Origin of the sequence: Segatella baroniae B14, assembly GCF_022024235.1 — a bacterium.
In the GTDB taxonomy this organism is placed as follows: Bacteria; Bacteroidota; Bacteroidia; order Bacteroidales; family Bacteroidaceae; genus Prevotella; species Prevotella bryantii.
On sequence record NZ_CP091800.1, the window covers coordinates 212,121 to 225,890 of the forward strand.

Consider the following 13,770-nt stretch of genomic DNA (forward strand, 5'->3'; position numbering starts at 1 on the left):
AAATGGAAGATAATAATCCCATCGTCAGCATCGTGATTGTTTGCATGAACAATCTGAAAAACTTGTATCCGTGTCTGGAAAGCATAAGGAAGTACACGCACGTTAGCTATGAATGTTTCGTAGTGGCTTATCTTTTTTCCAAAGAAAACTTGGAGAAGGTTCGCAACGACTTCCCTTGGGTCAAATTTATCGAGAGTAATGAGATTCGCGGATTCTCAGAGAACAACAATCTAGCTTTGCGTCAGGCTAGAGGAAAGTATTGTTTTGTGCAGAATGATGATACTGAGTTTCGAATGCCATGTATTGACAAGCTTGTAGAAACAATAGAGAAACTTCCTAAAAAGGTGGCGATAGTAAGCCCAAAAGGTTTACTTGGTAATGGTGATATACAATATTGCGGTAGAGCTAACCATAGTCGATGGCATTACTTTCTCGAAGCGTTTGGCCTCTGGAGTGAGAAGCGAGCAAATAAACATAACCCCACACATGGTGTATTTAAGAGCTATGATATCATCGGTGCATACTTCCTTATCAAAACCCATTTGTTCCGAGAAATAGGATGGTTTGATGAACGTTATTTCTTCACCCCAGAGGATTTAGCTGTAAGCGCAGAACTCCGTAAACGAGGCTATGAGTGCTGGGTAGATGCTGATGCCGAGATAATCCACTACGAAGGTATGACTGGTAAAAGCATGAGTCCTATACAAACAGCTGCAGGGCCTGCTGGCTTTGTCGGTGCAATGATGTGGAGTGGCGGCAACACATACCTTGGCTATTGTCTCTTCACTTTACTCAATCTCCCATACACAATCGGACAATTCGTCTATCACTCACTCCGCTCCAATCATCACGGAACCCCAAATCGCTATAACCTTTTAGCAAAGAAAGAACGTAATATCCTTTCCATTTGTTTCACGAGAAAGACACCGAAAGAAGTGTTTTTGAAGTTTTATAATAAAGTAAAGACGCAGAATTAGATTTTTTAAATGAGCAGTCTTGACAAATTAGCATCAATACACCCTAAAGAGAATGCTGGTGCGTCTTCTTCCAATAGGTTTGAATATCAGATTAATTGGGGACTTCATAGACTTCTTCAATTAGAAGAAGAGGAAGAATTGATGAAAGACAAGAATGATGAAGTCTATGTGATGATTCTGGACTATCATGATGATATTGTTGTTTGCAATTCTGATTCGGACAAAGAATATATAGATTTCTATCAAATAAAGACAAGGAAGAATAGTAATTGGACAAGAACAAATTTATGTGTCAAGGAAGGGGAAAGAAATAATGGCAGTGATGAGTCGGATTTACCAGTTTAGTAAAAAGAGCACAATGAACAAATCGAAGATATCCAAAATAATATAACATCGAAAATCAGTATAGTAGCCAAGCTTCTACAACATACGATGAATTTTGATAACACCCGCAAATTGTATTTTGTTACAGCTGCGCATATTAGGTTTAACGACAATAAACCAGTTTGCAAGTTTTCTGAAATACATACTTCAATTTGTAGTGTTAAGTGTAAATAAAATAATTAGATTCTTTTCGTTTAAAAAATGATATGAAAATATTGATAGTTAATCCGATATTATATTCGGGTAATAACAACTTTATTCCAAAAGTTGAAACAATTAAGGATACAATGATTTATTCAATGTGTCTCGGTTTTAAGAGTCTTGGGCATCAGGTCACACTTTTGGCTTTGGAATGTAATAAACCAACCAAAGAAGAATCGTATGATTTTGAAATACTATTCTTTAAAAAGAATTTTGATAGATTTTTGAATGCAGCACTTCCTCTATCTTTTTCTCTGAATAATTATATTCGCAAGAATGCTAAAAATTTTGATTTAATTATTTCGAGTGAGATTTTTGCTTTCCATTCTTTGTGTGCTGCTAGATATGCACCAAAGAAAACTGTAATCTGGCAAGAATTGACGGATCATCAGCGGAAATTATTCAGACTGCCTTCTCTCTTTTGGCACAATATCATTGTTAAGAGTTTTATGCGTGATGTTTTCGCTGTAGTTCCACGTTCAACGAAAGCTTACGATTTTATTCATCACTATCTGCCGCAGACTTCGAAGATAATAGTTGACCATGGTATTGATGTCTGTAAATTCAAATTTTCAAAGGAGAAGAAACGGCAAATAATCAGTTCTTCTCAACTTATTTATAGAAAAAATGTTGATGGCATAATTCAAAAATTTGCGAAGTTACATGCTCTTAAAGGTTTTGAAGATATAGAATTGATCATCGCTGGCAGGGGCGATGAAGAAGAATCTCTTAAGGCTCTTGTTCAAAAGTTGAAGTTAAATAAATATGTTAGTTTTGTAGGATTTTTATCACAAGATAAACTTAATGAGTACATTAGATGTTCTTTATGCTTCTTAGTTAATACTCGCCAAGACCTGAATATGGTTTCTATTCCTGAGAGTATAGTTTCTGGAACTCCTATTTTGACCAATTTGATACCTGCTTCGGCTGGTTATATTCAGCAAGCGAAATTGGGTATAGCTAAAAATCAATGGAATGAATATGATATGAAGGAAATTATTGAAAATAATTCATTCTACGTTGACAACTGTTTAAAATATAGGAATAATCTGTCTTCACAGCATTCTGCACAATTATTGATTGATATATTTAAGCAAAGTAGATATGGTACAAAGTTATAATAATATAAAACGTATTTTTCATCGTGTTATGGAAGAGTTGAAAGCTTCTATTGATATAGCTAAGGACATTTCCATCAAGGCTGCTTTGATAACTTTTCGCTCTAAGATAGATATTCAGATAATGAATAGGAATGGTTATAAAGAGTCTGAGGCTGTAAAGAATCGTCTGATGAAAAAACATCAAATCATGATTGATTTCCTAGAGGATAAGTTCAAAGACTATTGGAAGAATTATAAGGTGCAGGAGTCAATGCCTGATTGCGATGAAAAACTGAGAAACAAAATTTGGATTTGTTGGTGGCAAGGAATAGAGAACGCTCCTGAAATTGTCAAAGCCTGTGTCAACTCTATCAAGAGGAACGCTGGCGAATATGGAGTAATAGTAATAACTGATGAGAATTGCAAAGACTATATACAGTTTCCAGATTGGTTAGTGCAGAAGTATAAGGCTGGTGTGTTCTCAAGAACACATTTTTCAGATCTGCTCCGCATGAGTATACTCGCCAAATATGGCGGCATTTGGATCGATTCCACTTTCTTCTGTACCGGAAGAAGTTTTGAGGACTACATGAAGCTACCGCTCTGGTCCATCAAACGTCCCGATTATCTACACGCTTCTATTGCGAGCGGCTATTTTGCAGGTTACTCGTTGGGATGTGGATATGAGAACAGATGGATGTTTGCTGTAATTAGAGACTTCCTATTCAATTATTGGAAAGAGTGTGATAAACTCATCGATTACCTGTTGGTGGATTATGCTGTTGCGCTAGCGCAGAAGCATAATGTGAAAATAGCTGATGCTTTTTCAAAGATTCTTCCCAATAACAAGTATTGTGATGAGTTGTATAAGGTTCTAGGACAGCCATATGATGAAAATCTCTGGAAACATATTTGCAAGGACACCGTGCTTTATAAGCTAACATGGAAGCAGAGCTTTGCAAAGGAGATAGACGGCAAGCCTACATTCTATGGAATGATGATGGATGGTAAACTAAATCGGATCGATTGAAGGTATGGATATTATGATGAAATATGAAACTGTTTTATCTAAAGACTATTCCAACATGGTAAAGGGTATGGCAATTCTTATGATGATTATGCATCATATATAGGGATTTCCAGAGAAAATACCTGGACTTCTTTTGTCGAATATAGAAGTACAGATTGGCTCAGCAGCTAAAATCTGTGTTTCTATATTTATGTTCCTTAGTGGCTATGGGTTGTATTATACTTTTGAGAAGAAGGGAACCATTCGGGTTTGGTATAGGGTCTGGAATGTATATAAGCGCTTTTGGCAGGTGTTCTTGATTTTTGTGCCTGTCGGCTTTCTGTTTCTTTCCAAGCCGTTTGCCGTACAAGAGTTCCTGGCTAATCTGTTTTGCTTAAAATTTAGCTATAACCAGAAATGGTGGTTTCTTGGCACATATATTGAATTTTTGCTGTTCTTGTCAGTCATACTGATGGCTAATCAAAAGAAATATTTTCCTTATCTGATAGTTGGGTTATCGGTCTTGCTGCGTGGATTGTCAGGGCTTATTAACCTCAATACGGGGGGGTAAGTTTGCACATTTATTACTTCTGCTACTATTTTCCATCGTTCTTTTTAGGTTTGCTTTTTTGCAAGTATTCTCTGTATGAGAGATTTCGAGCTGTTGTGGCTAAAGAGTCTATATGCTTGGTGATATGCTTGGTGCTTACGGGGACGGCGTTCGTTGTTCGCTCAAAATGGGGCATTACGGAAATGACCATCGTACTGACTCCCTTGTTCATTTACCTCTTCGTGTTTTTCTTTAAAAAAATAGGTCGGGCTAACCAAGTGTTCTTGTTCTTAAGCAAACATTCTATGAACATGTGGTTAATCCACTCTTTCTTTTGTTATTACTACTTTCAGAAAGAGATGCTCATGGTGAGTAATAATGCTATTGTAGATTATGTGCACCTTATAGTGGTGTCGCTGGTGAGTTCGGTGATGGTGGGTTGGATTTGGAGAGGAATATATAAAGGTGTAATGTTCATTTCCAATAAATAAAATGTTGAATGACGATGAATATAATTCTCTTTATTAATTTTTGAGAACATAATTGTTAACTGAAATGAAGATTTTACTAGCAAATAAGTTTTATTACCGTCGTGGCGGTGACTGCATCTATATGCTCAACCTGGAGCAGTTGCTCAAAGCACATGGGCATGAGGTAGCAGTATTTGCGATGGATTATCCGGAGAATGTGGAGAGTCCATGGCAGAAATACTTCCCGTCGAACATGTCGAAACTGAAAGCGTTTACAAGACCTTTCGGAGATGGAGAAACAAAGAAAAAGTTTACGCAACTGCTGAATGACTTCAAGCCAGATGTGGTGCATCTGAACAATATCCATACGCAATTGTCACCAGTCGTTGCGGAGATTGCCCATCAGAAAGGTATCAGAGTCATATGGACGCTGCATGATTATAAACTGCTGTGTCCCCGGTATGACTGCATGAGGGCTGGCGACAACTGTGAGCTGTGCTTTCAGGATGGAAACAAATGGAACTGCGTGAAGTATTCCTGCATGAAAGGTGGGAAAATAGGATCATTCATTGGCTATCGCGAGGCAGTGAAATGGAACAGAGTACGGTTAGAGAATGATACCGATGCCTTTGTGTGCCCGAGCCAGTTTATGGCAGACAAAATGGTGCAAGGAGGATTCGATAAGTCGAAGATCACGACTCTGTGCAACTTCATCGACATAGAGAAATGCAAGCGGACGGACAGCTATCATAAGGGTGACTACTATGCTTATGTAGGCCGGTTAAGCCACGAGAAAGGTGTGAAGACACTGATAGAGGCGGCAAACCTGCTCCCCTACCGCCTTGTGGTCATCGGGGGTGGTCCACTGATGGCAGAGTTGAAGACTGTCGCTCATGGCAACGTTGAATTTGTGGGCTTCAAACAGTGGGACGACATCAAGCGATTGGTCGGGGGTGCCCGTTTCTCTGTCATCCCGTCAGAGTGGTACGAGAACAACCCGCTGTCGGTCATTGAGGCTGAATGTCTTGGTACTCCTGTGCTGGGTGCAAGAATCGGTGGTATACCTGAACTGATCCGTGAGGGTAAGACGGGCATGACATTCACAAGTAAGGATGCCAAAAACCTGAAAGACAAGATACAGCAGATTTGGGATGCCACATTTAATTATCAGCAGATTGCCGAAGAGTCCATGCAGCGGTATAATGCGGAGGAGTACTACAAGAATATCATGGGGATATATCAAGGTTAATAGCCACAGACGGCACGGACGACACGGACTTTCTTGAGAATATAGTCTGTGTAGTCCGTGGCAAATAGATAAAAAAGAAGAATAATCATTAATTATGAGTAACAATAGAATTCCGCGTCCAACAGACGCAAGTATAATTTTGACGTACCGCTGCCCGATGCGGTGCGTGATGTGCAACATTTGGAAGAACCCAACAAATCGTAAAGAGGAGTTGAAGGCAGAGGATCTGAAGTGTCTGCCTGACCTGAAGTTCATCAACCTGACGGGTGGTGAGCCTTTCATCCGTGAAGACTTAGCGGATATCGTGGAGGAGTGCTATAAGCACACCAATCGTATCGTCATCTCTACTTCGGGCTGGTTCGAAGATCGTGTGGTAGCGCTCGCTAAGAAGTTCCCAAACATCGGTATCCGTATCTCCATTGAGGGTCTAAGCCAGAAGAATGACGAGTTGCGTGGACATGCCGGGGGTTTCGACAAGGGACTACGCACGTTGCTGACCCTTAAACACATGGGATTGAAGGACATCGGTTTCGGATGTACTGTGAGCAACAACAACTCCAAGGATATGCTGTCGCTCTATCAATTGTCGCTGTCAATGGGCATGGAGTTCGCTACAGCTGCATTCCACAATTCTTTCTATTTCCATAAGTACGACAATCTGATTACCAATAAGGATGAGGTTTGCAACAACTTCAAACAGCTCATTGAGTGGCAGTTGAAGGAGAAGCACCCGAAGAGCTGGTTCCGTGCTTGGTTCAACATGGGACTCATCAACTACATTGAGGGAGGCAAGCGCATGTTGCCTTGCGAGGCAGGTTCTGCCAACTTCTTCATCGATCCATGGGGTGAGGTGCTGCCTTGCAATGGTATGGAGACGAAGTATTTCGAAGGCTCCATGGGTAATATCCATGAGAAACCGTTCATGGAGATCTGGGAGAGTGAGCAGGCTCAGAAAGTACGTGAGGCTGTGCGCAGTTGCCCGAAAAACTGCTGGATGGTCGGTACTGCCAGCCCGGTGATGCACAAGTATGTGAAATATCCGGCTAAGTGGGCATTGAAGAACAAGTGGCGCTCCATCTGTGGCAAGGAGGCATGCCTCGACTTCTCACAGTGTCCAGTAGGACAGGATCCACGGCAGGGTGACTTGAGAGTGCTGCACCCAAATGTCGAAGAGATACAGCCTGCGGGAGAGCCGATGAAAGGTGCAGGGCACACTGAGGAAAATAAATAATCAAACAGTAGTCTGTGGTTTAGCCACGGACGAGACAATGATTTTTAGCCACAGACGACACGGACGATAGCATAATAATAGTCTGTGAAGTCTGTGTTTTCCGTGGCTTAATAAAGATAATTATGACAAAGATAGTTGTTACAGGTACACGTGGCATCCCTAATGTGATGGGTGGTGTGGAGACACATTGTGAGGAGCTCTTTCCACGCATTGCGAAGATGGGATTCGACGTGACGGTCATCCGGCGGTCCACTTATGTGCATGACGGACTGACGGAATGGAAGGGTGTGAAGCTCGTGGATGTCGACACACCGAAGAAGAAAGCTTTTGAGGCCATCATCCATACATGGCGCGCCATCTGGAAGGCGAAGCGTCTGCATGCCGGCATTGTACATATCCAGGCCATCGGTCCGGCGATGCTCACACCGCTGGCACGTCTGCTCGGCATGAAAGTAGTGTTCACCCACCATGGTCCTGACTACGACCGTGACAAATGGGGCTTCGCCGCCAAGACGATGCTGAAATTCGGAGAGCGCATGGGCTGCATGTTTGCCAATGATGTAGTGGTGATATCAGACGTCATCCGTAACATCGTCAAGGACAAGTATGGCAGAACGAAGGGTGTACACCTTATCTATAATGGTGTGCCGGTGCCGGAGATCTGCGACTATCCCGAATATTTCGATAATTTAGGCATTGAGAAAGGTAAGTATGTCCTTGGCATGTGCCGTTTTGTTCCGGAGAAGCACCTGCACGATTTAGTGCATGCTTTTGTGAAATGGCAGGAGAAGCACCCTGAGCGGAAAGACATCAAACTGGTACTTGCCGGTGATACCGACTTCGAGGATGATTATTCGCGCGGTTTGAAAAAAACGGCGAAGGAGAATGGTGTCGTGCTGACGGGATTCATCAAAGGTCGCAAACTGCACGCTCTGCTCACCAACTGCCTCTGTTACAGTCTGCCGTCGTCGCACGAGGGTCTTCCGATTTCTCTGTTGGAGGCCATGAGCTATCGTGTACCGGTTATTGTCAGTGACATCCCTGCCAACTTAGAAGTGGGACTGCCTGAGAAAGACTATTTCCCCATGGGGGATGTGGAAGCCCTCACCGCCAAGCTCGATGCTGTCCTCGCTGAGCCCGCCCATCATGTGGAATATGACATGAGCAAATACGACTGGGATAAGATCGCGGAACAGTTTGCAGAGATCTATCGCTTGCTGGAGAAATGATTTTTTTGCCACGGACGACACGGACGAATGATAAATAATTTTTTTGATAAAACAGAAGAATATCAAACGTTCCTGTATCAAATCAAAGCAATAGTAGGTCCATTAATTAGTAATTTAAAAGGCTCCATGATTTTCTACGTGAGCAAGTTCTACGTAATAGGAAAGGTTAATTGACTAAAATGGTTAAACAAAATAAATAACACATAGTGAACAATAAAACAAAGAACAGATTAATCAATTTTGATATAGCAAAGGCTATATGTATGATCTTAGTTGTTATAGGTCATTACATTCCTGAAAACGCTCCAAGTTGGTATGTGATGAACAGAGAATTCATATATACATTTCATATGCCCTTGTTTATGTTTGCAAGTGGGTTCATATATATTGCCTTCAAGAAAGATGAAAGTTATGGCCACTTTCTAATGAAGAAGGTGAAGCGTTTGATGATACCTTATATTGTTACATCACTTATAATTGTAACCATCAAATTGCTAACTGAAAAGAACGCATATGTAGAGAATCCTGTAACAGTATTGTCATATATCAAGGTCTTATACAGTCCAGTGGCAGGTTATTTCTTGTGGTTCATATGGGCACTATGGTGGATGTTTGTCATTGCGCCTATATTCAGATCGAAACGATTACGAATTACAGGCTTCGCCATTGCCTTATTACTTCATTACATGCCTATATCTATTACAACTTTATTCTGCTTGGAACAAGCACGAATAATGATGGTATATTTTTTTCTTGGTATCGTTGCATATGATTATAGAGAAGTATATATCGGCTACACAAAGAAATTGGCCATTCCTGTAATTTTACTATTTGCAGGAGGAGAGTATGTTTTTCTTGAACATCTATCCGTATTGGGGGGGGCAATAGAGAACATGATACCATACTTAGGAATTGCAACAGTAATGTATATTTCAACGTTGTTGGAACATCATCAAACATTGGTCTTTAGTAAAGTGCTCTGTTCAATTGCTCCTTCTACTTACATTATTTATCTATTCCATACAACTTTTGAAGGATTTACCAAAGCAGTTATTCATAAGATACCTGCATTTTGTGATACTTCAAGCGAGGTAATGTTTACTTTAGGAGCAGTTGTTGTTGTTTTTATCGGTATAGTCGGTCCTATCGCCTTACATAAATATGTTTTATCTCGATTCAAAATCACACGATTCATGTTTGGGCTAAAATGATACTAATTTTGTATCTAAAAAATCAAAGAGATTATTAATTAATAAAATGAACCTTGTTTTTTTGTCTGATAACACAAAATCCTTACCTTTGTAGAGAAATAATAAGAAAAGAAGATGAGTGAGTCTATCCAGATACGTAATTTCGGTCCAATCATGTCAGCAGATTTGCAAGATATTAAGAAGTTCACGATTATTATAGGTTCTTCTGGATCGAGTAAGAGCACAATCATTAAGTTACTCTCATTATTTCGTTGGCTATATAAAAGACTCAATATCCGTGCATATCATACGTTCCATTATTAAGAATAGACATTAAGGAACAGAAATGACATACGAAGAAATCTGGCAGAAGATAAAGAGGATGGGGCAGCGTGACCGTAAGCTGCTGGCTTACGAGATGACACTCAAGGGTCTCAGCGTGGGATATGTTCATCCCCACTACTACTTTGATGCCAAAGGCGTGCATACAATCCTCTTCTATCCCAAGGGTAGCCAGCATGAGACAGATGATAAGGACGGAAAGTATTTCAGCGCATTGAAGGAGATTATCGAGAACGACAAAGAGATACATGTGCGTGTAAAAAGGTATGCATGGTTGCCACGTTTTATCAATGATTGGCGAGAAGGTGAAATTGTAAAATCTTATATCTGTTCACGCTATAATGGTGAATGGGTTAACAGATGGTATAGGATACTGCCCGGCAAGAGCCTTGCGGGTGAACGCCCCCGCTCTCTGTTTTTGTCGAGTCAGAATGGATATCAGCTTGTATACAAGATGACGGCTTGCCACACGGATAATAATGTGCAGGAGATGACGTTCTTAAAGATGGAGACCAGCAAATAATCTCCAAAATCTCTGGCAAACAGTACAGATATTGCCTGCTAAAAAAGTGAGAGCCTTAGTCGAGGAAAGGAATGCCCGACTACGAGAGATTGGGCACGGGCCATCGAAGAACTAAGGCGTAAAGGAATGAGCCCGGTACAATACCGAGCTCACTACTATAGAGAGTTGAATAATTAATGTTTAATTTAATGTCCAACTTTTCGGGGTCACATCACACATAAGTATCCTCCCCTTTCTCGTTTTTAAGTGCCCATACACCTTGGATATGTGTACATGCACTAACTTTCGTCGATGCAAAGATAGCTTAATTTCTCGAATGAAACAAGCAAATCGAGGGTAAAGTTATTTTAGAATATTTAAATTGCCAGAGGTGATATTATGATATTACAAAGACCTAGGCACCATGCTCAACAAGCTTATTGGAGTATGTTAGGTCTGCGTTTTAGGCAGAATATAACTCAAAGACGTGGAGTAACACTTTTTGATTGAGGGGGGCTTATTTTTTCAAAAAAAGTCCGCAATACCTGTTTATCGGCACTGCGAACATATGATTTATCGCTTTTCAGATTTTAGCGGACAGCAATAATATATAATACGCTTTTCTGGTCATTGTATTACGCTTGTTCGTATCTATTTAAATAATCACGTAATCTCATAGCCTGTTGCTGAGTAATATTTACAAAACTAACATATTGCTTTAAGGTATTTACACCATCTTCGTCTATAATACGCCCAATTGATACATTTAGCAAAATAGAAGGTAACGATGTAACACCCTCCATATCAATAGATAGCTTATCATTTTTTTGGATAGCTTCTTTAATAGAACTATAGAGAACTTCACCTGCAGCAGGAAGATTCTGCCTAGATTCTAAAATATCAATCATTTTTATCATACACATAAGCACTTTTTTTACCAATCAAATTCTTCTATTATCACTTCATCCTCAGATTTACTCAAATCTACTTCGAAGTAAATCAAAGTTCCAGGATAATTAATGTCGGTATCATAAAACTGAATACCGGTATTTTCTTCTTTTAGCAATGAAGCCATACCACTAAATATTCTAGCGGTATCTGCTCCATTCAAAATATTAGCTAAACCAAATCCCCTATTTCTTTGTGTTGAGCCAACCGTAAATTTATCTTTAACGGCTATCTTTAAGGCTTCTTTATCATTTTTGATAGAAGGTAAGAATGATCTAACTGATTTTGTAATGCCAATTCCGAAATCGGAAATGGCCACATGAAGTTTATAGTCTTCTTCAATATACTTTATGATTGAAAATGCATTATTACCAGCTTTAGCATGATCAAAGACATTATAAAAAGCCTCTGTCATTATTGTACTTATAAAACTTAAATCCTTCTTTTTGAAGTATGTATTTCTAAAGTAATCTTCTACTTTTTTTGCATAAAGATCCATCTCTTTTTCTACAATTCTCCATAGATTAAAAATATCTTTAGAAGTCTTAGCTTCTACGTGATTTTTTCCACCTTTCCAATACTCAGAGAAATTAAGGTCCTTGTAAATATATTCATAAACAGGACGGTTTTGATCTATATTAATACAAGTCAAATACCCGTTAGTCGATAAATAATGTATGAGATTTGCTAATGTTACAAGATGAAAAGGTAAAATGTTTTCAACATTAATAGAATTGGCAAAAAAGAATGTTACTTTTGTACCATTACCATTTTTGCTTAACTGTCCATAATAAGTACAGATTTCATGACGCCAATAGCTTTCATCTGTATTATTAAATTCTATTTTTATTTCTTTTGACATTCTATAACCTATAGATATAAAATCTAGTTTGCAAATTTAATGCTATTTTTTTAATTTAAGTCATTAATAATCTTGTTTTTTAACTCATATATCAAAATTGAGACACTTTTATATGACCATTCTTGCAAAGCACTATTACTCCATCTTAATAAAGCCCTTAAAGTCTTCGGCTGCAGCGATAGCTCTATCTTGAGCTTGCAGACCGAGATATTTCCTGAAATTCCTTTCGGAGCTATGGCCCGTTACGGTCATAATCGAACTAATCGGAATACCTGCTGTGTAAGAATTTGTCGCAAAACTCCTTCGGGCGGTATGCGATGATAACATATCACAAAATCGTATTGGTGTTTTTTTAGAAGTCTTCGTACAGGGCTGATGATCAAAATGCGGATACCAGGTCCAGCCCATTATTTCACCTAGTTTCCGCAGATTTTTATTGAAAGTTATTTTACTTGTTTGAGGTAAACTACCACCATATTTATCCAATATCGCCTTCACTCGCACATCAAGAGGTATATAGACGATAGTTCCTGTTTTCACTTGTCTGAGCTTGATAAAATTATGCCCATTCAGATTAAATATCATATCACGGCTGATGCGCATAAAGTCGGATATACGTTGACCTGTCAAGCACCCTACAATGAAGACATCCCGAGTTTGCTCTAAACTTGTATGACTCCGTTCGCTCGAAGAGTCAATAGAATTTAAGTCTACCATTCGAAGACTTTCTATCTGTTCCGGAGTCAGAAAGATTTTATCCACCTCCTCTTGAGCCGGGATAAAATCAGGATGTTGCCAATCTATCTTTTTCGTTTTCTTATCGAAATAAGCTGATTTCATGATGACATGAAGTGAAGCCATTCTCGTGCTAATCGTGTTAGGCTTAAGACCTCTATCCTGGAGATATTTCACAAAGTTGCGTTGAAATGTCATATCTACCTGTTCTATCGTAACTTTATGATGAAAGAGGTGTTGATAATCGTACAGACACTTTAATGTGGCCTGCATATTATCGATATACCCCTGAGATACAGGTACGGCCCGATGTCGCTTAAGTCGCTTACCCGATTTCAAATCAGCAATATACTCTTGCATATACTGCATGAGCAAGGTTTGCTTACGATAATGTATACCCAGGCTTTTCGCCTTCTCTTCACCAAGGATAGAAATCTTAATTTCTTGTATCTTGTTAGCAGCCGTATTTGCATCGAAATGCTGTTCTAATTCTATTTTTATCAGAGAGAGAATCGTCGAGAACTGGCCATAAGTGATGCCGATACTAGACATAAAAGCCGAGGAAGAATAGTTGAGTTGTCGAATATTCTCCCATTCAGTAACCTTAATCTTGAAACCTAAAGCATATTTCCGGTTAACTCCAGGCTCTCGTACATGTGCGTAAATGCTACCACAGTCTTCAAATCCACGCTTTTGCGATTTAACAAAGATATAGTCCAAATCCAGATTTTATTTAGAAATAGTTGAATGTGGTGAAAAGTTATGTTTTTCATCTACTATTAGTGCAAATA

14 protein-coding genes are annotated in these 13,770 nt (G+C 39.4%); 11 read left to right on the forward strand and 3 right to left on the reverse strand.

Translation table 11 applies throughout. The annotated features are described in order from the left end of the window. Positions 1 to 2 precede the first annotated feature (2 nt). From L6469_RS11100 to L6469_RS11150, 11 genes are all read left to right on the forward strand, one after another. A complete protein-coding gene (locus tag L6469_RS11100; protein ID WP_006282019.1) occupies positions 3 to 977 on the forward strand; it encodes a glycosyltransferase in 975 nt (324 codons plus the stop codon). A gap of 9 nt (positions 978 to 986) precedes the next feature. Continuing rightward, positions 987 to 1,322 carry a dsDNA nuclease domain-containing protein gene (locus L6469_RS11105; protein ID WP_006282018.1) on the forward strand — a complete coding sequence of 112 codons (336 nt, stop codon included), beginning with the start codon at positions 987 to 989 and terminating at the stop codon, positions 1,320 to 1,322. A gap of 245 nt (positions 1,323 to 1,567) precedes the next feature. Then, entirely contained in the window at positions 1,568 to 2,683 is a 1,116-nt protein-coding gene (locus tag L6469_RS11110; RefSeq protein WP_177181311.1) for a glycosyltransferase family 4 protein, read from the forward strand. Beyond that, on the forward strand, positions 2,667 to 3,692 hold the full coding sequence (locus L6469_RS11115) for a capsular polysaccharide synthesis protein (protein WP_006282016.1): 1,026 nt from the start codon (positions 2,667 to 2,669) through the stop codon (positions 3,690 to 3,692). The genes L6469_RS11110 and L6469_RS11115 overlap by 17 nt, the downstream gene beginning before the upstream one ends. Before the next feature lie 133 nt (positions 3,693 to 3,825). Next, positions 3,826 to 4,242 (forward strand): acyltransferase family protein, encoded by a 417-nt coding sequence (locus L6469_RS11120; RefSeq protein WP_155815423.1) that lies wholly within the window; start codon positions 3,826 to 3,828, stop codon positions 4,240 to 4,242. Positions 4,243 to 4,776: 534 nt separating this feature from the next. Next, positions 4,777 to 5,940 carry a glycosyltransferase gene (locus L6469_RS11125; protein WP_006282013.1) on the forward strand — a complete coding sequence of 388 codons (1,164 nt, stop codon included), beginning with the start codon at positions 4,777 to 4,779 and terminating at the stop codon, positions 5,938 to 5,940. Positions 5,941 to 6,034: 94 nt separating this feature from the next. Next, on the forward strand, positions 6,035 to 7,171 hold the full coding sequence (locus L6469_RS11130) for a radical SAM protein (RefSeq protein WP_050787917.1): 1,137 nt from the start codon (positions 6,035 to 6,037) through the stop codon (positions 7,169 to 7,171). A gap of 122 nt (positions 7,172 to 7,293) precedes the next feature. Further along, the gene (locus L6469_RS11135; protein ID WP_006282011.1) at positions 7,294 to 8,400 is read left to right on the forward strand and encodes a glycosyltransferase family 4 protein; all 1,107 of its coding nucleotides are present in this window, start codon (positions 7,294 to 7,296) and stop codon (positions 8,398 to 8,400) included. Positions 8,401 to 8,606: 206 nt separating this feature from the next. Next, entirely contained in the window at positions 8,607 to 9,611 is a 1,005-nt protein-coding gene (locus L6469_RS11140; RefSeq protein ID WP_006282010.1) for an acyltransferase family protein, read from the forward strand. A 114-nt stretch (positions 9,612 to 9,725) separates the two neighbouring features. Further along, entirely contained in the window at positions 9,726 to 9,914 is a 189-nt protein-coding gene (locus L6469_RS11145; RefSeq protein WP_039870155.1) for a hypothetical protein, read from the forward strand. Positions 9,915 to 9,936: 22 nt separating this feature from the next. Further along, entirely contained in the window at positions 9,937 to 10,455 is a 519-nt protein-coding gene (locus tag L6469_RS11150; RefSeq protein WP_006282009.1) for a hypothetical protein, read from the forward strand. Between the two features lie 614 nt (positions 10,456 to 11,069). On the opposite strand, the gene L6469_RS11155 is transcribed toward L6469_RS11150, so the two are convergent. The 3 genes from L6469_RS11155 to L6469_RS11165 form a co-directional block, all read right to left on the reverse strand. Continuing rightward, a complete protein-coding gene (locus L6469_RS11155) occupies positions 11,070 to 11,351 on the reverse strand; it encodes an STAS-like domain-containing protein (RefSeq protein WP_223918733.1) in 282 nt (93 codons plus the stop codon). Positions 11,352 to 11,368: 17 nt separating this feature from the next. Continuing rightward, the gene (locus L6469_RS11160) at positions 11,369 to 12,244 is read right to left on the reverse strand and encodes a hypothetical protein (RefSeq protein WP_006282007.1); all 876 of its coding nucleotides are present in this window, start codon (positions 12,242 to 12,244) and stop codon (positions 11,369 to 11,371) included. Positions 12,245 to 12,379: 135 nt separating this feature from the next. After that, a complete protein-coding gene (locus tag L6469_RS11165) occupies positions 12,380 to 13,699 on the reverse strand; it encodes a site-specific integrase (protein ID WP_006282006.1) in 1,320 nt (439 codons plus the stop codon). Positions 13,700 to 13,770: the final 71 nt, after the last annotated feature.